The 21,934-nt window shown below is 68.5% G+C and carries 19 protein-coding genes; 6 read left to right on the top strand and 13 right to left on the bottom strand.

The window, feature by feature from the left end; all coding sequences use genetic code 11:
• Positions 1 to 70: 70 nt before the first annotated feature.
• Positions 71 to 982 (bottom strand): aldo/keto reductase, encoded by a 912-nt coding sequence (locus B0293_RS24210; RefSeq protein ID WP_005152426.1) that lies wholly within the window; start codon positions 980 to 982, stop codon positions 71 to 73.
• 50 nt (positions 983 to 1,032) lie between these two features.
• Here B0293_RS24210 and B0293_RS24215 point away from each other — a divergent pair, with 50 nt between their 5' ends.
• The 3 genes from B0293_RS24215 to B0293_RS24225 all read left to right on the top strand — a co-directional run bounded on the left by B0293_RS24215 (position 1,033) and on the right by B0293_RS24225 (position 3,401).
• The gene (locus B0293_RS24215) at positions 1,033 to 1,854 is read left to right on the top strand and encodes an LLM class F420-dependent oxidoreductase (protein ID WP_005152428.1); all 822 of its coding nucleotides are present in this window, start codon (positions 1,033 to 1,035) and stop codon (positions 1,852 to 1,854) included.
• Between the two features lie 83 nt (positions 1,855 to 1,937).
• A complete protein-coding gene (gene fbaA / locus B0293_RS24220) occupies positions 1,938 to 2,969 on the top strand; it encodes a class II fructose-bisphosphate aldolase (RefSeq protein ID WP_005152430.1) in 1,032 nt (343 codons plus the stop codon).
• A gap of 177 nt (positions 2,970 to 3,146) precedes the next feature.
• On the top strand, positions 3,147 to 3,401 hold the full coding sequence (locus tag B0293_RS24225; RefSeq protein ID WP_039915928.1) for a hypothetical protein: 255 nt from the start codon (positions 3,147 to 3,149) through the stop codon (positions 3,399 to 3,401).
• Position 3,402: 1 nt separating this feature from the next.
• Here the strand turns inward: B0293_RS24225 and B0293_RS24230 are convergent, their stop codons facing one another.
• On the bottom strand, positions 3,403 to 4,620 hold the full coding sequence (locus B0293_RS24230) for a hypothetical protein (RefSeq protein ID WP_005152435.1): 1,218 nt from the start codon (positions 4,618 to 4,620) through the stop codon (positions 3,403 to 3,405).
• A 392-nt stretch (positions 4,621 to 5,012) separates the two neighbouring features.
• Here B0293_RS24230 and B0293_RS24235 point away from each other — a divergent pair, with 392 nt between their 5' ends.
• On the top strand, positions 5,013 to 5,420 hold the full coding sequence (locus B0293_RS24235; RefSeq protein ID WP_039915930.1) for a DUF3151 domain-containing protein: 408 nt from the start codon (positions 5,013 to 5,015) through the stop codon (positions 5,418 to 5,420).
• Between the two features lie 49 nt (positions 5,421 to 5,469).
• On the opposite strand, the gene B0293_RS24240 is transcribed toward B0293_RS24235, so the two are convergent.
• Positions 5,470 to 6,696 (bottom strand): lipase family protein, encoded by a 1,227-nt coding sequence (locus B0293_RS24240; RefSeq protein WP_005152441.1) that lies wholly within the window; start codon positions 6,694 to 6,696, stop codon positions 5,470 to 5,472.
• Between the two features lie 134 nt (positions 6,697 to 6,830).
• Here B0293_RS24240 and B0293_RS24245 point away from each other — a divergent pair, with 134 nt between their 5' ends.
• Positions 6,831 to 7,412, top strand: coding sequence for a TetR/AcrR family transcriptional regulator (locus tag B0293_RS24245; protein WP_005152451.1), 582 nt, complete (start codon positions 6,831 to 6,833; stop codon positions 7,410 to 7,412).
• On the opposite strand, the gene B0293_RS24250 is transcribed toward B0293_RS24245, so the two are convergent.
• The 3 genes from B0293_RS24250 to B0293_RS24260 all read right to left on the bottom strand — a co-directional run bounded on the left by B0293_RS24250 (position 7,409) and on the right by B0293_RS24260 (position 11,772).
• Positions 7,409 to 8,719, bottom strand: coding sequence for a sensor domain-containing diguanylate cyclase (locus B0293_RS24250; RefSeq protein WP_005152453.1), 1,311 nt, complete (start codon positions 8,717 to 8,719; stop codon positions 7,409 to 7,411). The two genes, B0293_RS24245 and B0293_RS24250, sit on opposite strands and share 4 nt — an antisense overlap.
• 201 nt (positions 8,720 to 8,920) lie before the next feature.
• On the bottom strand, positions 8,921 to 10,174 hold the full coding sequence (locus B0293_RS24255; protein ID WP_005152456.1) for an MFS transporter: 1,254 nt from the start codon (positions 10,172 to 10,174) through the stop codon (positions 8,921 to 8,923).
• Between the two features lie 458 nt (positions 10,175 to 10,632).
• Positions 10,633 to 11,772 (bottom strand): LLM class flavin-dependent oxidoreductase, encoded by a 1,140-nt coding sequence (locus B0293_RS24260; protein WP_005152458.1) that lies wholly within the window; start codon positions 11,770 to 11,772, stop codon positions 10,633 to 10,635.
• 123 nt (positions 11,773 to 11,895) lie between these two features.
• Between B0293_RS24260 and B0293_RS24265 the strand changes: the two genes are divergently transcribed.
• Positions 11,896 to 13,791, top strand: coding sequence for an FAD/NAD(P)-binding protein (locus B0293_RS24265; RefSeq protein ID WP_005152461.1), 1,896 nt, complete (start codon positions 11,896 to 11,898; stop codon positions 13,789 to 13,791).
• Between the two features lie 110 nt (positions 13,792 to 13,901).
• Here B0293_RS24265 and B0293_RS24270 read toward each other — a convergent pair whose 3' ends face one another.
• From B0293_RS24270 to B0293_RS24300, 7 genes are all read right to left on the bottom strand, one after another.
• Complete coding sequence (locus B0293_RS24270; RefSeq protein WP_005152468.1) at positions 13,902 to 15,008, bottom strand: glycosyltransferase; 1,107 nt, start codon at positions 15,006 to 15,008, stop codon at positions 13,902 to 13,904.
• A gap of 10 nt (positions 15,009 to 15,018) precedes the next feature.
• Positions 15,019 to 16,059 (bottom strand): LLM class flavin-dependent oxidoreductase, encoded by a 1,041-nt coding sequence (locus tag B0293_RS24275; protein ID WP_005152469.1) that lies wholly within the window; start codon positions 16,057 to 16,059, stop codon positions 15,019 to 15,021.
• On the bottom strand, positions 16,056 to 17,633 hold the full coding sequence (locus tag B0293_RS24280; protein WP_005152470.1) for a dipeptide ABC transporter ATP-binding protein: 1,578 nt from the start codon (positions 17,631 to 17,633) through the stop codon (positions 16,056 to 16,058). The genes B0293_RS24275 and B0293_RS24280 overlap by 4 nt, the downstream gene beginning before the upstream one ends.
• A complete protein-coding gene (locus B0293_RS24285; RefSeq protein WP_005152472.1) occupies positions 17,630 to 18,445 on the bottom strand; it encodes an ABC transporter permease in 816 nt (271 codons plus the stop codon). The genes B0293_RS24280 and B0293_RS24285 overlap by 4 nt, the downstream gene beginning before the upstream one ends.
• Positions 18,438 to 19,388, bottom strand: a complete 951-nt coding sequence (locus B0293_RS24290; RefSeq protein ID WP_005152474.1) for an ABC transporter permease — start codon at positions 19,386 to 19,388, stop codon at positions 18,438 to 18,440. The genes B0293_RS24285 and B0293_RS24290 overlap by 8 nt, the downstream gene beginning before the upstream one ends.
• Entirely contained in the window at positions 19,385 to 20,992 is a 1,608-nt protein-coding gene (locus B0293_RS24295) for an ABC transporter substrate-binding protein (RefSeq protein ID WP_005152475.1), read from the bottom strand. The genes B0293_RS24290 and B0293_RS24295 overlap by 4 nt, the downstream gene beginning before the upstream one ends.
• 221 nt (positions 20,993 to 21,213) lie before the next feature.
• Positions 21,214 to 21,852, bottom strand: coding sequence for an HNH endonuclease family protein (locus tag B0293_RS24300; RefSeq protein WP_005152477.1), 639 nt, complete (start codon positions 21,850 to 21,852; stop codon positions 21,214 to 21,216).
• Between the last annotated feature and the right edge of the window lie 82 nt (positions 21,853 to 21,934).

Below are 21,934 nucleotides of genomic sequence, written 5' to 3' on the forward strand. Positions count from 1 at the left end.
CGTTTCGTCCTCTGGACGCGTTGGTTGGTGATGCGAACTACCGCATTCAGAGGACGAAACGCGAGGGATTTCAGCGCGAGGCGGTGGTGAGGGCCTCGAGTTCGTCGGAGGTGAGCGAGAGGTCGACGGCGGGCAGGAGGTCGTTCAGCTGCTCGACCGAACGGGCGCTCGCGATGGGCGCGGTGACGGTCGGCTGCGCGAACAGCCACGCCAGCGAAACGGCCGCGACCGAAACGCCGCGATCGGCCGCGATCCCGTCCAGTGCCGCGAGGACGCGCTCGCCGCGTTCGTCCAAATAGGACGATGCGCGGGCGGCGCGCGGGCTGTCGCCGAGGTCGTCCTTCGATCGGTACTTCCCGGCCAGGAAACCCTTGGCCAGTGAGAAATACGGCAGGACGGCCAGTCCTTCGCGTTCGACCGTCGGCGCCAGGTCGCGTTCGTAGTCCCGCTCGACGAGGTTGTAGTGCGGTTGCAGCGCGACGTACTTCGCGAGACCTTCACGGTCCGAAATGGACAGTGACTCGCCCAGTCGTTCCGCCGAGTAGTTCGACGCCGCGATGTAGCGGACCTTGCCCGCCCGCACGAGCGCGTCGAAGGCCCGCAGCGTCTCCTCGATCGGGGTCTCCGGATCGTCGATGTGCGAGTAGTAGAGGTCGATGTGGTCGACCTGGAGCCGGCGCAGCGAGTCCTCGGCCGCCGCCGCGATGTTCGCCGCCGACAGGCCCTTCCGCTGGTCCCACATGCCGGTCTTGGTCGCGATGACGACGTCGTCGCGGCGTCCGCGCCGGCTCAGCCAGTTGCCGATGATCGTTTCGGAGCCGCCGCCCGAATAGAGGTCGGCGCTGTCGATGAAGTTGCCGCCTGCCGCCGTGTAGGCGTCGAGGACGGCGAAGGACTGTTGTTCGTCCGCGGTCCAGCCGAAGACGTTCCCGCCGAGGTTGATCCCTCGGACGTCGAGGTCGGAGTTCCCGAGTTTCGCCATGCTTCGAACATAAGGGAAGACATCGGCGGCGGGTGGCGTTAGCTCGAAGCATGGGAATCGAACTCGGCAGGATCGGCATCTGGCAGCACGAAAGCGTGTTCACCCCGGAGCTCGCGCGTGAGCTGGAAGAGCTCGGCTACGGCGCCATCTGGCTCGGCGGCTCACCGGACGGCGACCTCGCGAAGGCGGAGGAACTCCTCGACGCGACGAAGACGATCAAGGTCGCCACCGGCATCGTCAACATCTGGAAGGACGACGCGGCGACGGTCGCCGGGTCGTACAAGCGCATCGAGGCGAAGCACCCGGGCCGCTTCCTGCTCGGCGTCGGCGCGGGGCACCGCGAGCACACCGCGGAGTTCAAGAAGCCGTACACCGCGCTGGTGGAGTATCTCGATGCCCTCGACGAGGCCGGAGTGCCCGTCGAAGGCCGCGCGCTCGCCGCTCTCGGCCCGAAGGTGATCAAACTCGCAGGAGACCGCACGGCGGGAGCCCACCCGTACCTGATGACACCGGAGCACACGCGTCAGGCGCGCGAGATCCTCGGCGAAGGACCGCTGCTCGCGCCCGAACAGAAGGTCGTCCTCGAGGCCGATCCGGCGAAGGCCCGCGAGATCGGACGGGGCAGTGTCGGGTTCTACCTCGGCCTCGTCAACTACACGAACTCCCTGCGGAAACTCGGTTTCACCGACGAGGACCTGACGGGCCAGGGCAGTGACAAGCTGATCGACGCGCTGGCCGTGCACGGCGACGCCGAGACGGTCGCCCGCGGGGTCACCGCGCACCTCGAAGCCGGGGCGGACCACGTGAACATCCAGGTACTGAACCAGGACCCCCTGCCGGTCTACCGCGCGCTCGCCGCCGTCCTGCTCTGACGCGACGGCTGTAGGCACCTCCCGGCCGACCTCGTACGATGCGGCCGAGAGGTGCACCAGCCTGCTTCGAGGAGGAGTAAACGATGCCCATCGCCACCCCCGAGGTCTACGCGGAGATGCTCGACCGGGCGAAGGCGAACGAATTCGCCTACCCGGCCATCAACGTGACCTCGTCGGAGACCCTGAACGCCGCCATCCGCGGGTTCGCCGAGGCGGAGAGCGACGGGATCATCCAGTTCTCCACCGGCGGCGCGGAGTTCGCCTCCGGCCAGAAGGTCAAGGACATGGTGACCGGTTCGGTCGCGCTCGCCGAGTTCGCCCAGGTCGTCGCCGCCAAGTACGACGTCAACGTCGCGCTGCACACCGACCACTGCCCGAAGGACAAGCTCGACGGCTTCGTCCGCCCGCTGATCGAGATCTCGGCGGAGCGGGTCAAGAACGGTCAGCACCCGCTGTTCCAGAGCCACATGTGGGACGGTTCCGCGATCGACCTCGACGAGAACCTCGAGATCGCGCAGGAGCTGCTCGCCAAGGCCGCGGCCGCGAACATCATCCTCGAGGTCGAGATCGGCGTCGTCGGCGGCGAGGAAGACGGCGTCGAGGCCGAGATCAACGAGAAGCTGTACACCGCCGAGGGCGACTTCCTGAAGACGATCGACGCGCTCGGCTCCGGCGAGAACGGCCGCTACCTGCTGGCCGCGACCTTCGGCAACGTGCACGGCGTCTACAAGCCCGGCAACGTGAAGCTGCGCCCGGACGTGCTCAAGGGCGGCCAGGAGGCGGCGTCGAAGAAGCTCGGCCTCCCGGCCGGTTCGAAGCCGTTCGAGCTGGTCTTCCACGGCGGTTCCGGCTCGCTGCCGGAGGAGATCCGCGAGGCGGTGTCCTACGGCGTCGTGAAGATGAACGTCGACACGGACACGCAGTACGCCTTCACCCGGCCGATCGCGGACCACTTCTTCAAGAACTACGACGGCGTCCTGAAGATCGACGGCGAGGTCGGCAACAAGAAGGTCTACGACCCGCGCAGCTACCTGAAGGCCGCCGAGGCGGGCATGGCCGCGCGCATCGTCGAGGCCGCTCAGTCGCTGGGGTCGGCGGGCAACAAGCTCTCCTGACCCAGGACCGCATTTAGTCCTCTGAATGCGGTTTGGCTCGAGTACGTGAAGGCCCCCTTCATTGCGTCTAGCGCAGTGAAGGGGGCCTTCACGTACCTGGGACAGGGGCCCCGGCCGCTGTCTCAAGATCAGCAAAATGTCGGTTACTTGCACTGTGGAATGTCGGTTCATCCAGTCGTGAAATGTCGGCTGGCGGTCGACGTGGTCTTGGAACGGGACGACGGACAGGTCGTCGGTGTCGAATCGAAGGCGCGTGACACGGTGACCGCGGCAGATTTCCGCGGACTCGTCCAGCTACGGGACCTTCTCGGCGATCAGTTCACGCAGGGAATCGTCCTGCACACCGGAAGCCAGAGCGCCATCAGCTTCGGTGATCGGCTGATGGCGCTTCCGCTCGCTTCGTTGTGGCGGGCCGGACACGATCCGGCCTGAGTCAGGCGGCCGGAAGCTCCGTACGCCCGCGACGCTTCTCCAGCAGCGAGTTCACCGCCCGCGTCCCCGGCCCGGCGGAGGCCCACAGCGCGCCGACACCGACCAGGCAGACCGCGGCCGTCCAGTACGCCACCGGCGGCGCCGACTCCGTGTGCGCGTCGCCGAGGATCCACGGCCGGAACTGCGACTGCACCCACAGCATCCCGTAGCCGAACGCCGTCACCAGCAGCGCGCCCGCGCCCGCCGTCAGCATCGGATGACCCCGTCCGATGCGGAACGCCAGGTCCACCGCGACTCCGACGGCGAGCAGGTAGAACGGCACGACCGAGATCGGGAAGCCCATTCCGAGCAGCAGCGGCCACATCACCAGCCGGTAGGCGAGGTAGGCGGCGGCGACCGTCGTCCCGGCCCAGCGGAAGCCGGTGGTGTGCCGTGCCAGCGCGAAGATCAGCGCCATCACGCCGATGCCCCACAGCGGGTAGACCCAGTCTTCGATCGGCATCGTGAAGTACTCGACGGCCACCCGGTCGACCGGATGCCCGATCTGGTTGGCGGCGAAGTTCAGCAGCTCGGGTTCGGCCTCGGGCGTGCCGCGTTCCCAGGCGCGCAGGCCGAGGATGCCGTACTCCTGCTGACCGTTCGGGAAGAACGTGTTCTCCAGGAAGAACGCCCACAGTCCGATGAGGACACCGGTGCGCGTCCGGCCGGGCTTGGCGTACTTCAGCCAGCCCATGATCACGCCCGCCTGCATGATGCCCGTTCCGATGTAGAGCATCATGTGCGACGGGCTCCACGCGGTCAGGTCGAGACCGTTGACGCGGTGGTTGATGACGTCCAGCGGCGCCGCGATGAGGAACACCACGAGCCCGATCTGCATCAACCGCAGCGAACGCCTGTCCGCGCCCATGCCGGTGTAGCTGTGGATCGCCACCAGCACCATGATGATCACCGTGCCGACGGTGTTGATCAGGTGCGGCGGGGCGAGGTCGTCCCGCAACCACATGAAATGCCACGACATGTCCCAGGACGAGCCCACCAGTTTGAAGGCGAACGCGGCCAGCCACATCGAGTAGCAGAAGTTCAGCACCCAGTCCGGAGTCGCCTGTCCCGGCGCGCCGCGGTGCCAATGAAGTTTGAAGAACAGCCTCGTCTTCGCGATCGGGCTGCGGGGGATGACACCCGGCGAAAGGTCCCCGGTCACTTCTGTCGCCTTTGTCATGCGGGACATCTTCCCTGCTCCAGGTCACGAGATGGGCATTTGGGGTCGAAAATCGGGGTTCACCCGTAGGGGTGGCGGATTTGCGGTCGGCGTGCGAAGCAGGGCAAGGTGTGCCGCCATGATGCCGAAACGACTTGTCGCGGCGGTCCTCGTCGCCGCTCTGGTGCTGGCCGGTGGGGGCATTCTCGGGAGCCTGTTCTTCTAGTCACAGTGTTCCTGATCGTGCGCTGACGAAAGCTCGTCGAAGGGGCGCGTTCCGCACGCCGGTCGCGTGATCAGGAAGGCCCCTCCACCGAGCTTTCGGGGGCCTTCGGCCCAAAGAGGGCGCACGATGTGAAGTCTCCGTCGGGCGCAGGGCGCCCTTGGGGAGACGCGTTGGCAAGATGGGCCGTATGACGAACCTCCTCGGCCCCCAGCCGACGCATCTTCCCGAGCACACCGCCGCGCAGGCGGCGCTGGACGCCGGGAGCGACCCGGCCGCCGTCGCCGCCGAGCACCCCGACTACAGCGAGGCGTGGGCCACCCTCGCCGAGAAGGCGCTCGAAGCAGGCGAGACCGTCGCCGCCTACGCGTACGCCCGCACCGGTTACCACCGCGGTCTGGACCAGCTTCGCCGCGCGGGCTGGAAGGGACACGGCCCGGTTCCGTGGGCGCACCGGCCGAACCAGGGTTTCCTGCGTTCCCTCGCCGTCCTCGGCAAGGCCGCCGGCAAGATCGGCGAGACCGAGGAGTACGACCGCTGCCGGACCTTCCTCAGCGACTCGGACCCCGCCGCCGCGGAAGCCACCGGCCTCAAGTGACCTCGAGAGTGGTAAGGACGGTTCTAACCGTCCTTACCACTCACGAGCCCTAGAACAGCCCGCAGTTCCCCAGCGCCGGGAGCCCCGCGAAGCGGCCCTCAAGCCAGGCGAAAGCCTCCGGGAAGGCCCGGATGGCCCCGCCGACGTGCGTGGGAACCAGCGAAGTCGAGAACTGCACCTTCGCGCCCTTCGCACACCACGAGCGAGCCATGGTCCGGCCTTGCTCGTAGGGCACGATGTCGTCGAGTGCACTGTGGACGACCAGCGTCGGCGCGCCCGGCTTCCGCGCCCCGATGAGCTGCTGGCCGACCCGCGTCTTGTACGGCTCTTCGCCGAGGTACGCGGTCAGCGGCCTGCCGTCCTTCGTGAGGTTCTTCGACTGCGTGAACGCGTGCCCGAAGATCGCGTCCACTGTGCACTCTTGCTTGACCTTCTCGAACGCTTCGGCGCCCTTCGCGTTCAGCACCGCCGGGATGTTCAGCTCCGGGTACGCCGCGTCCATGCTCACCAGCGTGAACCCGAGGAACCCGAAGGCGTAGTGCCCGTCGATGTTCTTGCCGACGGCGGCCAGGTCCGCCGGGACGGCGCCCGCGTACGAGCCCTTCAGCCTGAGTTCGGGCGCGTACGACGGTTGCAGTTCGGCCGCCGACGCGGACGCGCCGCCACCCTGCGAATAGCCGGCGGTCGCGACCGGACCGCTGTCCGGCAGGTTCGCTTCGGGCAGGCGTTGCGCCGCGCGGATCGAGTCGAGGACGGCGTTGCCTTCCGCGACGCGGTTGACGTACGTGTGGACGCCGGGAGTTCCGAGGCCTTCGTAGTCGGTGACGACGACGCCGTAGCCGCGAAGCAGCAGTCCGGCGATGAAGGGACCTTCGTACTCCATGCCCGCCGAGAGGGCCTTCGACGGCGCGCACTGGTCGCCGACGCCCTGCGTCCCGGCCGCGTAGCCGATGACCGGCCGCTCGCCCGCGCCGGTCCACGCCTTCTTCGGGGTGAGGACGGTGCCGGTGACGGCGTTCGCCTTGCCGTGGGTGTCGGTGCTGCGGTACATGATCCGCTGGACGTCCGCGTCGGCCTTGATGAGTTTCACGGGATCGACGTAGAACGTGGACGGTTCGTGCCGGATGATGTCGCCGGGAGCACCCGCGGGCAGTGGCGACGGGGGGTCGTAGAAGGACGGTTCGGCGATGGCCTGCTGTGCCCCGAAGGTCAGCAGGGCCGCGACGGTGACCGCTGAGACGGCTGCGGGGACACCGCGCCGGGATCCTGGACGCATGTTTGCTCCTCGTTGAGCACAAACATTTTCGACAGACGTGTCGAAAAAGAGAGTCAGTGAGGTGGCGCACAATGTCAAGTCCGGCGCCGAGAGGCAGACCCCGCAAGCTCCCGGTCGGCGAGCAGCGCGCGCGGGTGCTGAGTTCGGCGGAGGGCGTCTTCGCGGTGCACGGGGCGCAGGCCGCGACGATCGAGCAGATCGCGCGGCGCGCGGGGGTGTCCCGCCAGGCCGTCTACGAGCAGTTCGGCGACCGCACGTCGCTGTTCGCCCAGGTCGTCGTGGACATCGAGGAGCGGGCCTTCGAAGCGATCGGCGCGCCCGCCCTCGATCTCTCGCAGCCTGAACTCCGCGCTTGGGCGCGCGCCAACTACGCCAACATGTTCGCCTTCGTCGCGGCGAACCCCGACGCGTTCCCCGTGCTGCGCGAGGCGGAGCGCATGGGCGATCCGGCCCTCACCCGGCTCCGGGAGCGGCTCGCGGGCGTCTACACCGAGGCGAGCAGGCAACGCTGGGCCCGTCACGGCGTCGACTCCGGCCGCGCGGACAAGGCCCTGGTCACGCTGTTCTTCGCGATGACCGAGGCGCTCGTCCAGGCGAGCTGGGACGGTGAGCCGCCCGACGCGGACGCGCTCATCGACCTGCTCACCGAATTCACCGTCGGCGGCGTGGTCCGGCTTCGGACCGCGGCCGCCGACGTGATGGAAAGACTGCGTTAGGCCGCGACGGCTTCCAGTGCCTCTTCGGTGACCTTCGCCAGGTCCGGTGAGGACACGACCCGGTTGCGGCCGTTGCGCTTGGCCGCGTAGACGGAAGCGTCCGCCGAAGCCATGACCTCTTCGATCGTCCGGCCGTCGAACGGGAAGGCCGCGACGCCGACCGACGCGGTCCGCTGCTCGATGACCACGGGGGTGCCCTCGTTGTCGTGGGTCTTGATGACCATTTCGCTGATCCGCTGCCGGATGCGCTCGGCGACCGCGACGGACTCTTCCTTCGACGACGACGTCAGGAGCACGACGAACTCTTCACCGCCGAAGCGGCCGGCGAGGTCCTGCGTCCGGGTTTCGGCCTTGACCAGCGCCGCGACACCCTTGAGCACGTCGTCGCCCGCCAGGTGGCCGTAGGTGTCGTTGATGCTCTTGAAGTGGTCGAGGTCGATCATCAGCGCGCCGAACTGGCCGTTCTCGCGCTCGGCGCGGGCGACTTCACGGACCGCGCCCTGCTGCCAGGTCGTGGCGTTGAGCAGCTGGGTCTTCTGGTCGGTGGTCGCGAGTTCTTCCAGCTGCTTGATCAGCACCGAACGCTGGAGCACGTACAGCGGCAGGAAGACCAGCAGGACCAGCGCGGGCTGGTACGGCAGGGCGGCGATGACCAGGCCGCCGAGGCACACCGTGGAGAGTTCGAGGATGTTGTCGTCCCAGGTGCCGAGGCAGTTCGGGACGGAGGCCTTGCCGGGGGCGGCCAGATAGAGCCCGATCCCGGTGAGAGCGGTGTTGACGACGAAGAAGGCGAGGCCGGCGAAACAGATCGCGGAGACCGTCACCGAAGCGTCGCCCACGATCTGCACGGCCCCCCAGCCGGCGAACGCGGACATCGTCATCGTTGTGGCGTTCGCCACAGTGCGATGTGGATTCACGTGACGAATTCCCGACCAGCTGCGGAAACCAAGGTGCAGGTAGATCACCGCGACCAGAAGCGCGGAAAGCTGCGGCGGCAGGAGAAACGCGCCGGGGAAGACCCAGACCGACGTCATGCTGACGTGCGGGGTGATGCTCAGGCTACGGCGCTGGTGCTCGATCCGCCGGGTCGCCTCGGCCTGCGCGATCGCCAGTCCCGCGAGCAGAAAACAGGTTATGACCTGCGACGTTTCGATCGCGACGGTCATCATTGAGATCCCCGTCAGCGCGAGCATCGCCGCGACGGTCAGCCCCGTGAAGGTGATCCAGTTCTTGGGCCGCTTCCAGAGCTCCCACGCCCCTACCGTGAGAGCCGAACGATGTCCAGCGCGTTCCTCCGATGTGATCATCTTTCCCCCTGACTGTTGCGTCATTCTCCGAAACCCCCTACTTACCGACAGCTTCCACTGACTTGCGGGCTGTCGACAAGCTCCCTAGGTGTGTACTTTTCTCTGAGAGACCGAGGGAAAGGTGCCAGCGATGGCCGGTAAGGAGCAGTGACCCGAGGCGTCAGCCGGACGGCTGCACGGGAGTGACCACGCGTGGAGCATTCAATGTTCCGCGCGTGCGTCGTCATGCTCGACCCACTTTTCCGGTGTCTCTTTGAGCGTCTTGGCCCAGGCCACAGCCAGGGGGACGGTCAGGACCAATCCGGCAAGACCGAAGACGCCGACCGTCGTCTGCGCACCGGCCTGATCGGCGAGAACACCGCCGATCAGCGGGCTCACGCCCATGGTCGTGGTCAGCCCGGTGTTCGACAGGCCCATCACCTGAGCCCGGCTTTCGTCGGGGACCGCGAGGGTCAGGGACGCCGTCGCCTGCATCAGCGCGACCGTGCCCAGTCCGCCGGACACGACGAACAGCACGATCGACGACAGCGGACCGGGCTGCAGGAAGCACAGCAGCAACGGGACGGCCGTCAGCGCGGAAAGCGGTCCGATCAGCTTGGGCCTGACGTGTGCGGGCACCCAGCGCGAGTAGATGAACGCGCCGATCACGCTGCCGATCGGGTCGGCGGCCAGCAGCAGGCCGATGACTTCGGGACCGCCGCCCGACGCGGCGACGTAGGGCGCCGCGATGCCCTCGTACACCGGCAGCAGGCCCATCAGCCAGGTGAACAGCAGCAGCGAGCGCAGTCCCGCGCTGGCGAAGACGATCTTCCCGCCCGAGCCGATCGAGCTGAAGAACGACTTGCGCTTCTCGCCGGACGCCGCGGCCGGGCGCGTGGCCAGTCCGAACCGGACGAACAGCGCCGAGATCACGAAGGTGACCGCGTCCAGCGCGAGGGCGATGTGGGGTTCGAGCGCGGTCAGCAGGAGACCGCCGCCGGCGAACCCGGCGAGCTGTGCCGATTGGACGGTCATGCTGCGGATCGCCATGCCGACGACGAACCGGTCGCCTTCGAGGATCTGCGGCAGCAGGGCCAGCTGGGCGGCCTTGAACGGCGGGTTCAGCAGCGAGACGGCACCGACGAGGACACACAGGACCCAGAACGGCAGGACCGGGACCGCGACCAGCGCGATCAGCGCGGCCCGTAAGAGGTCGACGACCACCATCACGGTCCGGCGGGGGAAGCGGTCCGCGAAACCGGTGAGGAAGATGCCGCCGAGCAGCGACGGGGCGTAGGTCAGCGCGTAGGTCAGACCGGTCAGGGTCGCGGAGCGGGTTTCGGTGAAGACCAGGACCGAGAGAGCGACCCTGGCGAGCTGGTCTCCGAAGATCGAGAACAGCTCAGCGAACCAGAGCGAACGGAACTCGGCTACGCCGAACACCTCTCGATAGGTGACCCGTCCGGCCGAAGCCATGTTGCCCCCAATAGGGTCCTTATTACGCGACAAACTCGTGACCGAGAGTAACGCGGTCACGAGCTCGTCACGAAGCGTCATTCGTTCACGTAAGTGTCTCCTGACTGTTGGTGATTGGCTAGGTTCTTTCGCCGGGTTTCTGGAGTCGGAGATCTTTTTCGTAGCCGGACGGCCGTCCGCGAAAATGTCCCGATCACCGGAAATAGGGACCAGACCTGCGACTTTCGCCGACTTCCCGCCGTGGGGCGGAAGAAGCCGGGCAAGGTCGCGTCGCAGGCCCGGGTGAGGCGGTACCGCCGTGGCCGGGGCGCGGGAGGTCTCGCCGCTCGTGCGCGGAGTGTGTCCGAGGCCACTTCGACTCCGCTGAGCGACCATCGCGGCCGCTGAACGCGCTACCCGGCGGAGCGGGGCTATCCGCCAAATGGATGACCGTGCCGCCATCCGGTGGAGTGAACGACTCAGCCGTCGACGGCGAGTACTTCCCGGGCCGAAGCGGCCTTCCGGGCCTTCGCCGCGTCGCGTTTGGCGACCTCTTCGCGCACGATCGGGATGACGTGACGGCCGAAGTCGATCGTGTCGCCGAGCATGTCGTACCCGCGCGCCGAGAGGATGTCGACGCCGAGGTCGTAGTAGTCGAGCAGGGCCTGCGCGACGGTCTCGGGCGTGCCGACCAGCGCGGTGGAGTTCCCCGCGCCGCCGGTCGCGGCCGCGGTCGGGGTCCACAGGGCCCGGTCGAACCGCTCGCCCTCGGCGGCGACCGCCAGCAGCCGCTGCGAGCCGGTGTTCTCCGGGTGCGTGAGCGAATGCCGCCGGGTCAGCTGCCTGCCTCCGCTGGTGCGGGCCTTGATCGCGTCGACCGTGCGGTACGCCTTCTCCCAGGCGAGTTCCTCGGTCGGCGCGATGATCGGACGGAACGCGACCTGGATCCGGGGGACGTCGGTGCGGCCGGCGGCCCTCGCCGCGGCCTTGACGGACTCGATCTGCTCGGCCGTCCGCGCGAGCGGCTCGCCCCAGAGGCAGAAGATGTCCGCTTCGGCCCCGCCCGCCGCGTACGCCGCCGGAGACGAGCCGCCGAACGAGACACCCGGGCGTGGCTGCTGCACCGGGCGGACGTCGAGGACGAAGTCGGCGAAGCGGTAATGCTCGCCTTCGTGGTCGAAGGGCTCCTCGGATGTCCACGCCTGCTTCACGATCTGGATGTACTCGCGCGTGCGTGAGTAGCGCTCGTCCTTCGTGAGGTAGTCGCCTTCGCGCTGTTGCTCGTGGTCGCTGCCTCCGGTGATGAAGTGAACCGTGAGCTTCCCGTCCGAGAGCTGGTCCAGCGTGGCGAACGTCTTCGCCGCGAACGTCGGGTACGAGACGTTCGGCCGATGCGCCAGCAGGATCTGGAGCTTGTCGAGCTTCGCCGCCACGTACGCGGCCGCCTGCGCCGGGTCCGGTCCGCTGGAGCCGTACGCGAACAGCACCCTGTCCCAGCCGAAGTCCTCATGCGCCCGCGCGAGGCGCAGCGTGTAGTCCTTGTCGAAGACGCCGCCCGAGCGCGGATGTGTCTCCGAACCGTCGTTGGTGCCTCCGATACCCAGGAATTCGACCGGCATCGTCCGTCCCTCTCGTCCGTGTCCCCCTGTCCGACGAGTACGCCCGGGTTCCTCGGCGTGGCAACGAGTTCCGCTCCTTGAGAACCCGCACGCGCCCCGAAGACCCGGCGTAGCTTCGGCTTCGTGAGTACCGCAGACCTTCCCTACGTGCTCGCGGTGGTCGGCGCCGGTCCACGTGGGGTGGGCGTGCTCGAGCGGCTCGGCGCGAACGCCGCCGAGCTGCTTCGCGGGCGGCGGCTGGTCGTGCATCTGGTCGACCCGTTCCCGGCAGGCCCCGGGCGGGTCTGGCGGTACGAGCAGTCGCCGCTGCTGCGGATGAACTCCATGCCCGAGGACGTCACCGTCTTCACCGACGACACCGTGCGGATCGAAGGCCCGATCCAGCCCGGGCCTTCGTTGATCGAGTGGGCGCGGCAGGTCCGCGAGGGCACGCTCGACGCCGAGGTCGACGACAGTCTGCGCGCCGAACTCGGGGCGCTGGAAAGAGATCACTTCCCGACGCGACGGCTTCAGAGCGCGTACCTCGCGTGGTTCCACCGCAAGATTCTCGCCGAACTCCCGGACGGCATCGAGGTCGTCGAGCACCGGACCCGCGCGGTGCGGCTCGAAGACGGCGAGCCGCAGACACTCTGGCTGGAGGACCGCGCGGAGCCTCTCGAAGTGGACGCGGTCCTGTTCACCGTCGGGCATCTGGACGCCGAACCGGACGAACGGGAAGCCGAACTCGCCGGCTTCGCCGTCCGCCACGGCCTCGCTTACTACCCGGCCGGGTACACCGCCGACGTCGACTATTCGGCGATCCCGCCCGGGGAAACCGTGCTGGTACGCGGATTCGGTCTCGCGTTCGTCGACCTGATGCTGTTGCTGACCGAGGGGCGCGGCGGTCGTTTCGAAGAGCAGGCGTGCGGCGGGCTGAAGTATCACCCCAGCGGCGCCGAGCCGGTACTGCACATCGGTTCGCGTCGCGGAGTGCCCTATCACGCGAAGATCGGCTACCGCTTGCGCGGGAAACCGGCGCAACTACCCCGGTTCTTCGACGCGTACGCCATCGAAAGACTCTGCGCCGCTCCCGGTCCCATCGACTTTCGCCGCGACGTCTGGCCGCTGATCTCGAAGGAGCTCGCCTGGGCCTACTACAGCGAACTGTTCACCGCCCACCCGGAACGGGTGCGGATGGACTTCGCCGTCTTCGCCGACGCGTTCGCGGACGCGGCGCCCGGCGAACTCGACGCGCTGGTCGCGAAGGCGGTCCCGGCGCCGGACGACCGGCTCGATCTGGACCGGCTCGACCGGCCGATGGCGGGCGCCGAATTCGGTACCGCCGAGGAGTACGGCAAGGAACTGCGCGAGTACGTCGAGGCCGACTTGAGCCGCCGGGCGGACGCCGAGTACAGCGCGGATCTGGGCGCGTTCACGGCGTTGTTGTCCGTGATGGGCCAGCTTCCCGCGCTGGTGCAGACCGGCAGGCTCGACGCGGTCTCTCAACTGTCCGATTTGGACGGCTGGTTCCTCGGGTTCTTCTCGTACTTCGCCAGCGGGCCGCCACCGCGGCGGCTCGAAGAACTGCTCGCACTCCAGGAAGCCGGACTCGTTTCCTTCCTGGGCGCCGAAACGCTCGTGTCGGCCGACGAGGAACGGCGGGCGTTCGTCGCTTCCGGTGCGAGTTTCCCCGGCGAAACCGAGGCGCGGACGCTCGTCGAGGCGCGGCTTCCCGAGCCGAGCATCACCCGGGCGTCCGATGTCCTTTTGCGACAGTTGCGCGACAGCGGCGCGCTCGGCGAGGAGTCCGTTCTCGACGCCGTCACCGGTGAAAGGCTGCTAGCCGGCCGGATCCACACCCGCGTCTCCGACGGCCGGATGCTCGACGGCGACGGCCGTCCGCATCCACGCCGGTTCGCCCTCGGCCCGCACACTTCCGCACGATCCGCCGGGGCGTTCACCCGGCCGCGGACCAACGCGCTTCCCTTCCGGCAGAACGACCGCGTCGCGCGGGAGATCCTGAAGCTGACCTGGCCGTGAGACGCCGGGCCGTGTTGTGAAAGCCACTTTCGCAACGTTGAAGGTTGCGAAAGTGGCTTTCGCAACACACCGCCCAAGGCGAAGACGGCTTTCCGCAGCTGTACCCCGGTCTAACGCGCGGCGAACTCCGCCAGCCGCCGGACGACCTCGGACGGCGCGGGCATGGCGGCGATCTCGTGGCGTGCCCTGGCCGCCACCTCGCGCACGCGCGGGTCTTCGAGGAGCTGCGCCGCCTGCTCTTCGACGGCGTCCGCGGTGACCCGATTCCCGAGCAGCGCGCGTCCGGCGCCGGCCGTCTCCAGCATCTCCGCGTTGAAGAACTGGTCCGCGCCCTGCGGCAGCACCAGTTGTGGCAGACCGGCCGAAAACGCGCCGAGCACGGTCCCGGTTCCGCCGTGGTGCACCACGAGGTCGGCGCGCGGCAGGATTTCGGACTGCGGCACGAAACCGGAGACGTGGACGTTCGGCGGCACGTCGCCGAGTTCGCCCGGGTCGCCGGGGCCGCGCGCGACCAGGACGTCCACCGGCAGCCGCGAAAGCCCGTCGATCGCCGCGCGCAACGGTCCGGTGGCGCCGAAGGCGACGGTGCCCAGCGTCAGGTAGACCAGCGGCCGGTCACGCCCGTCGAGCCACGACGGCAGCGTGCCCGGTTCGTTCCACGGCACCGGCCGGAGGCGGAAGACCGTCGGCAGCCCCGTCAGCCCCGGGTCGCGGAAGCTGTCCGGCCACACGTCGATCCCGGCGTCGCCCAGCATCAGGTCGGCGGGCGGGTTCCCGTCCCACAACGGCGCGAGGCGGGGCGCGGCGAAGGCCATCAGCTCGGCGGGTATCGAGCGGCCGATCACGTGGGACACCACCGGGATCCCGGCCCGCCGGGCGGCCGTGGCCGCGCCGACGTCGCTCATCTCGTAGACGATCAGATCCGGCCGGAGCACGGGGAGCAGCGGCGTCAGGTCGGCGATCGTGGCGCGCGGCAGGACTTCGGCGAAGATGGTGAGGGTGCGCTCCACCAGGTCGTCGCCGCCGGCTTCGTCGTCGGCCTCCTGGATCGAGATCCCGACCTCGCGCGCGTCGAAACCGAGCGCCCGGACCTTGTCCAGGAACGCCTTGCCGGTCCCGAAGACCACCTCGTGCCCGGCGTCACGGGCGGCGATCGCGAGCGGCATCAGCGGGTACAGGTGGCCGTAGGCCGGGCGGCACGTGAAGAGGATGCGCACCTCTCCGAAGCTACTCGCTTTCCCAGACCCTGGAGGGCAGCTCTTTCCGCACGATGGGGATGACGTCGGCGGCGAAAAGCTCCAGGACGTCCCGCGCCTCACCGGAGGTCAGGCCGTCGACGGAGACCGCCTGCACCTCGTGCCCGAACGACGCGTGGTAGTCGCCGATCTTGTCGATCACCTGTTCCGGGCTCCCGACCAGCGCGGAACCGCCTGCGATCTTGTCCTCCAGCGTGGTGAACTCCGATTTGTTGTGCTGATACGCGGGAGTCTTCATCAGCGCCTCGAAATACGGCCGGTACCCGTCCAGCGCTTCCTGCGACGTCTTGGCGACGTACAACCCGCCCGCGCCCGAACCGACGAGCGCGTCCGCCGGGTCGTGGCCGTACTCGGCCCACCGCCGCCGGTAGTGGTCGATCAGATCCGCGTACTTCTTCTTGGGGTGGAAGCCGTTCGCGGTGAACAGCGGGTCGCCGAACTTCGCCGCCAGCTCGGTCGACTCGGTGCTCGACGCGCTCCCGTGCCAGATCCGCGGCCGCGCGTGGAACGGACGCGGCTGCGTCGTGACGTCCGTCAGCGGCGCGCGGAACTCGCCGTCCCACGAGACGCCTTCCTCCAGGAACAGCCTGCGCAGCAGGGCGAACTTCTCCGACTGGTACTCCCATTGCCGTTCCTCTTCGAGGCCGAACAGCGGGAAATGCCGGGGATCGTTGCCCTTCCCGATCATGAGTTCCAGCCGCCCGCCGGAAAGCTGGTCCAGCGTCGCGTAGTCCTCCGCGACGCGGACCGGGTCGAGCACGCTGATCACGGTCAGCGTGGTCAGCAGCCGGACGCGTCGCGTCCGTTCCGCCACCGCGGCGAGGATCACGGGCGGCGCCGAAGAGAGGAACGGTTCGCCGTGCCGTTCGCCGACGCCGTACGCGTCGAACCCCAGCTCCTCGGCGAAGATCGCTTCGTCGACTACTCGGCGCAGCCGTTCGTGCTGGGTCGGCGTCACCTCGGTCACCGGGTCTGGGTGATTGGCGACGAGGGAGAAGAGCCCGAACTTCATCGTGCCTCCAACGGTTTCCGGCCCGGGATCGCGGCCAGCAGCTCCCGGGTGTAGTCCGCGCTCGGCCGTTCGAGGACGTCCCGGGCCGGACCGAGTTCGACGAGTTCGCCGCCGCGCAGCACGCCGACGGTGTCCGCGATCTGCCGGACCACGGCGAGGTCGTGCGAGATGAACAGGTACGTGAGCCCGAGTTCGTCCTGAAGGTCCGCGAGCAGCCGCAGGATCTGCGCCTGCACCGAGACGTCCAGCGCGGACACCGGTTCGTCGGCGACGATCAGTTCCGGGCGCAGCGCGAGCGCCCGCGCGATCGCCGCCCGTTGCCGTTGCCCGCCGGACAGTTCGGCGGGTTTGCGCTTCAGCACCGAAGAAGGCAGGGCGACCTGGTCGACGAGTTCCGCCGCCCGCGCCCGGCGTTCCGCCTTCGTGCCGACGCCGAAAGCGCGCAGGGGCTCGGAAACGACATCCTCGATGCTGAACTTCGGGTTCAGCGACGCGTACGGGTTCTGGTACACCAGCTGGAACCGGCGCCGCAGCCGGCGCAACTCCTCGCCGCGCAGGGACGTGATGTCCTGGCCGTCGAACTCGACGGTGCCCTCGGTCGGCGTCTCCAGCCGCAGGATCATCCGCGCGGTGGTCGACTTGCCCGAACCGGATTCGCCGACGAGCGCGAGCGTCCGCCCGCGGGCGATGTCGAAGGACACCCCGTCGACGGCCCGGGTCGCGCCGAAGGTCTTGCCGAGATCGCGGACCGAGACCAGGACGTCGGACGACGGCGGCTTCGGTTCCCTGAGCGGACTGTCGGAGAGACTGGGCGCGGCGGCGAGCAAGTCCTGGGTGTACTTCCGCGAAGGTGCCGCGAGGATCTCGCCGGTGGTGCCCTCCTCGACCACGGTGCCCTGGGACAGCACCACGATCCGCGACGCCCGGTCGGACGCGACGCCGAGGTCGTGCGTGATCAACAGGATGGCGGTGCCCGCTTCGGCGGCGAGTTCTTCGAGGTGGTCGAGGATCTGCCGCTGCACGGTGACGTCGAGCGCGCTGGTCGGCTCGTCCGCGATGATGAGTTTCGGCCGTCCGGCCAGCGCGGCCGCGATCAGCGCGCGTTGACGGAGCCCGCCGGACAGCTCGTGCGGATACTGCCGCGCCCGGGCCTCCGGATCGCTGATTCCGGCCTTGCGCAACAGTTTCACCGCTTCCGCGCCCGCCGTTCGCTTGTTCGCGAGGCCGTGGATCAGCAGCACCTCGGCGACCTGGTCGCCGATCCGGTGCACGGGGTTGAGCGAGACCGTCGGATCCTGGGGGACCAGCGCGATCTCGCGGCCGCGCACCGAACGCCAAGCGCGGTCGGAGAGTTTCGCCAGGTCACGGCCGTCGAAGGTGATCTCGCCGCGGTCGATCCGCCCGCCACGCGGCAGCAGCCCGATCGCCGCGTGCGCCGTCGTGCTCTTGCCGGAGCCGGACTCGCCGACCACGGCGACGATCTGTCCCTTGTGGACGGACAGGCCCACGCCGTCCACGGCGGGCACGTTCTTGTAGGACACCGCGAGATCGCGGATGGTCAGCAGCGCGCTCACCGTACGTCTCCTTCGATCGCCCGGGACAGCCGGTTCGCGGACAGCACCACGGCCGCGACGGTGAGCCCGGGGAAGGTCGTCATCCACCAGGCGGTGGCGAGGAAACCGCGCCCGCCCGCCACGAGCGAGCCCCACTCCGGGGTCGGCGGGGTGGCGCCGTAGCCGAGGAAGCTCAGCGCGGACACCTCCAGGACCGCTGTGCCGAAGGTGAGCGTCGCGAGCGCGAGCACCGGGCCGAGCGCGTTGGGCAGGACGTGCCGTCCGAGCACCCCGGTCCAGCGCACGCCGCCCGCGCGGGCGGCCTCGACGAACACGCCGCTGCGGACGCGCAGGACCTCGGCGCGCATCAGCCGGGCGAACTGCGCGAGATTCGCGACGCCGACCGCGATCGCGATGTTGGTCGTGCCGAAGCCGAGCGCGGTGACCAGCGCGAGCGAAAGCAGGATGGACGGGATCGCCAGCAGGACGTCGACGCAGCGCATGATCGCCGAGTCGAGCGCGCCGCCCCGGAAACCGGCGAGCAGGCCGAGCGCGGAACCCGCCACGAGCGCGACGAGCACGGCGATCACGGTCGCCTGCAACGAGAGCGCGGCGCCGTGGACCACCCGCGCGAAGATGTCCCGCCCGGTTTCGTCGGTGCCGAAGAGATGCGCGAGCGAAGGGCCCCGCATCTTCTCGGCGGGGACGCCGGCGAGCGGGTCCTGTCCGGTGAACAGTTCCGGGACGACGGCGGCGAGCAGGGCGAAGGCCAGCACCGCGATCGCCAGGATCAGGCCCGGCCGCTGCCGGGTGCGTACGAGAACGTCAGGCATCGGCCGTCTCCCGGTGTCGGATCCGCGGGTCCAGCAGCGGATAGACGAGGTCCACGAGCAGGTTGATGACGACGAACACCAGCGCGGCGAGCACGATCACCGCCTGCACCACCGGGATGTCCTGCGCGGTGACCGCGGACGACGTCACGCGCCCGAGGCCGTCACGGGAGAACACCGTCTCGGTGATCACCGATCCCGCGATGAGGTTCCCCGCGACCACGCCCGCGATGGTCAGCGTGGGCACCGCCGCGTTGCGCAGGAGGTGTCCGAAGTGGACTCTCAACCGGCTCGCCCCCTTCGCCAGCACGATCTCGGCGTACGGCTCGGCGAGCTGCGTGCGGAGGCTCTTCGCCAGCACCTGACCGATGATCGCGCCGGTCGGGATGGCGAGGGTGATCGCGGGCAGGATCAGCGAGGCGAAACCGTTCGAGCCGAGCGCGGGCACCAGCCTGAGCTGGAAGGAGAAGAACTGGATGAGGATGAGCCCCACCCAGAACGGCGGCAGCGAGATCCCCAGCGGCGGCAGCGCGAGCAGGACGTTGCCCAGCCAACGATGCCGGGTGTAGGTCCCGGCGAACGCGACCCCGCCGCCGAACAGGATCGCGAGTACCAGGGCGAATCCGGTGACCGCGAGCGTCGGCGGCAGGGCGGAGACGACCATGTCCGTCGCGTCGTCCCCGGTGGAGATCGACCGGCCGAAGTCGCCCTGGAGCGCGGCGACCAGCCGCTTCCCGTACTGCAACGGCAACGGGTCGTCGAGTCCGTACTCCGCCTTCGCCGCGGCCAGTTGCTCAGGCGTCACCGAAAGCCCGGCCTCGCCTCCACCGAGCTTCGCGCTGACCGCGTCGCCCGGCAGGAGGTAGAGGATCACGAACGACACGGTGAACGCGGCCCACAGGACGAAGACCGCTTGGAGGAGCCTGCGGAACAGGTACCGCTTCACGAGCCGGACACCCAGGCGTCGAACAGCTGGAGCCGGGACGACGCCTCGAAGCCGACGCCGTGCGCGTTCGGTCCGTGCGCCAACACCTGGGTCAGCTCGAACACCGGCGCCGAGTATCCGTGCTCGATGATCGCGCGCTGCGCCTCCGCCGCCGCGGGCTTCCGCTTCTCCGGGTCCACTGTGGACGACTGCGCGTCGAGCGGTGCGTCGACGGGGTTGCCCGCGGGCAGCCTGCTGCGGTTGTTCGCCTTGGTGGAGAAGAGATTGCGCAGGATGTCCGGATCCGCGCGGGTGGTGTTGTACCAGAGGTACTCGTAGTCGCCGCTCTGCGTGATCTGCACGGTCTCGGCGGTGGTCCGCTGGTCGATCTGCAGATCGAAGCCGATCTTGCGCAACTGCTGCTGCACGAGTTCGAGCACGCTCTTGTTCTGGTTGAACACCAGGGAGAAGGCGACCTTCGCGGTCAGCCGCTGGCCGTTCTTCGTGCGGATCCCGTCGGGGCCGGGCACCCAGCCCGCGCTTTCCAGCAGCGACGTCGCCCCGGCCGGGTCGTAGGCCAGCAGCGGCGACAGATCGGTGTAGAACGGTGTCGCCGAGCCGAGAATGCTGGTGGCGGGCTTGTAGTTCGGGGTCAGCACGGTGTTCGTGACCTCGGGCCGGTTGATGCCCTTGACCACCGCCTGGCGGACCTTTTCGTCGGTGAGCACGCCCCTGGTGACGTTGGCGTGCAGGTTGAACACGATGCCGGGGTTCGGGCGGGTGGGCTCGGTGAAACCGTTGCCGGTGAACTGCGGTTCGTCGACCGGCTGGACGTCGGTGATGGCGTCGAGCTGGGCGGAAGCGAGACTTCCGGTGCGCACACCGGGTTCCGGCACGATCTTGTAGGCGATCTTGTCGAGGTACGCCTCACCCTGGTGCTTGAACAGCGACGAGCCCCAGTGGTAGCCCTTGCGTTTGGCGACGACGATTTCCTGGTTCTGCTTCAGGCTTTCGAAGACGAACGGGCCCGAACCGATCAGGCCGTCCCCCTGGCAGCGCTGGTCCGCGGTCTTCTTGTACGCGGCGGGCGCGAGGACGCCGAGCGACATCGTCGAGCTGGCCTGCAGGAACTGGGCGCTGGGAACGGAGAAATCGATCTTCACCGTCTTCGGGTCGACGACCGTCGTGCCCTTGTACACGGCCAGATAGCCGACCCCGAGCTGGGACTTCGGACCGAGCGCCTTGATCCCGTCGAAGCTCGTCTTGACCGCGGCGGCGTCGACGGGGCTGCCGTCGGAGAAGGTCGCGCCGTCGCGCAGATGAAAGGTGAACGAGGTCGAATCCGCGTTGCTCTCCCACTTTTCGGCCAGCCACGGCTTGATCTCGCCGGTGGCGGGATCCTGGTCGGTCAGGGAGTCGACCAGCTGGCGGCCGACGTTGAGCGAGGCGTTGGTGCCGACCTGTTGCGGGTCGATGCAGTCGGGGCTCGACGAGATGCCGAGGCGCAGCGTGCCCCCGGGTTTGGGCGGCCCGGCGTCGGCACCGGTCGCACCGCCGGCGGACGAGCAGGCGGTGACGAAAAGTGCCGTGAGCGCGAGTAACGAAGTGGCGGCGAGACGGGACACCGGGTGGCCTCCAGCGGGGAACGGGGCGCTTGTTGGGAACAGCACTGCTGCTTGCGCCGACCCGATTCACGCTAATCACGACCTTGAGGGCGGCCCACATGCTGAGCGCCACTCCCACCCCGCGAAACGTCCCATGATTCCGCTTGACAGCCCCGAAAGTACGTGAAGGCCCCCTTCATTTACCTAGGCGCAAGGAAGGGGGCCTTCATGTACTGCTGTGGTCAGCAGCGGTTGAGCATGTCCGTCAGTGCGGTCTTCTCCGCCGACTTGATGGTGAGCTTGTACTTGTACTTCACCGTGGTCCACATCTTCGCGTAGGTGCACCAGTAACCGGTGGACGGCGGCTTCCAGGCGTCCGGCGACTTGTCGCCCTTCTCCTGGTTGACGTTGTCGGTGACGGCGATCAGCTGCGGCGCGCTGAGATCGTTCGCGAACGCCTGCCGCTGCGCGGTGGTCCACGAAGACGCGCCGGTGCGCCACGCGGCGGCCAGCGGGACGACGTGGTCGATGTCCAAATCGGACGCGGCGGTCCAGGTGGCGTCGTCGTACGGGCTGAACCATTTGCCGGAGACGGCGGCGCAACTGCTGTCCTGCTGGACGTTCGTGCCGTCCCGCTTCAGCACGACCTCACGGGTGTTGCAGCTGTTGCCCTGGTCGGCCCAGTGCGGGAACTTGTCGCGGCTGTACCCGCTCGACGAACCGTCCGCCTTGACGGTCAGCCCGGCCAGCTGGGTCTTGGCGGTCGCGGTCGACGGGATGCCCGGGGGTGTCGCTTCGGCGACGCCGACGACGCCTGCCGAGACGATCGCCGAGACGGCGAGAACGGTGAAGGAGCGACGAACAGCAAGCGCAGTTGGCATATTGCTGCCTCCGTGTCAGGTTTGGGGACCTGGTCACCATGCGACACCGATATGACCCACGCAACACCATCGGATGACACTC

Origin of the sequence: Amycolatopsis azurea DSM 43854 (assembly GCF_001995215.1) — a bacterium.
Taxonomy (GTDB): domain Bacteria; phylum Actinomycetota; class Actinomycetes; order Mycobacteriales; family Pseudonocardiaceae; genus Amycolatopsis; species Amycolatopsis azurea.

Bases quoted from the DNA above. Each gene is read 5' to 3' on its own strand.
- fbaA (WP_005152430.1), top strand. From the start codon at position 1,938: ATGCCCATCGCCACCCCCGAGGTCTACGCGGAGATGCTCGACCGGGCG.
- B0293_RS24255 (WP_005152456.1), bottom strand. From the start codon at position 10,174: ATGGCTTCGGCCGGACGGGTCACCTATCGAGAGGTGTTCGGCGTAGCC.
- B0293_RS24215 (WP_005152428.1), top strand. From the start codon at position 1,033: ATGGGAATCGAACTCGGCAGGATCGGCATCTGGCAGCACGAAAGCGTG.
- B0293_RS24210 (WP_005152426.1), bottom strand. From the start codon at position 982: ATGGCGAAACTCGGGAACTCCGACCTCGACGTCCGAGGGATCAACCTC.
- B0293_RS24275 (WP_005152469.1), bottom strand. From the start codon at position 16,059: ATGAAGTTCGGGCTCTTCTCCCTCGTCGCCAATCACCCAGACCCGGTG.
- B0293_RS24300 (WP_005152477.1), bottom strand. From the start codon at position 21,852: ATGCCAACTGCGCTTGCTGTTCGTCGCTCCTTCACCGTTCTCGCCGTC.
- B0293_RS24285 (WP_005152472.1), bottom strand. From the start codon at position 18,445: ATGCCTGACGTTCTCGTACGCACCCGGCAGCGGCCGGGCCTGATCCTG.
- B0293_RS24260 (WP_005152458.1), bottom strand. From the start codon at position 11,772: ATGCCGGTCGAATTCCTGGGTATCGGAGGCACCAACGACGGTTCGGAG.
- B0293_RS24250 (WP_005152453.1), bottom strand. From the start codon at position 8,719: ATGATCACATCGGAGGAACGCGCTGGACATCGTTCGGCTCTCACGGTA.
- B0293_RS24240 (WP_005152441.1), bottom strand. From the start codon at position 6,696: ATGCGTCCAGGATCCCGGCGCGGTGTCCCCGCAGCCGTCTCAGCGGTC.
- B0293_RS24235 (WP_039915930.1), top strand. From the start codon at position 5,013: ATGACGAACCTCCTCGGCCCCCAGCCGACGCATCTTCCCGAGCACACC.
- B0293_RS24230 (WP_005152435.1), bottom strand. From the start codon at position 4,620: ATGACAAAGGCGACAGAAGTGACCGGGGACCTTTCGCCGGGTGTCATC.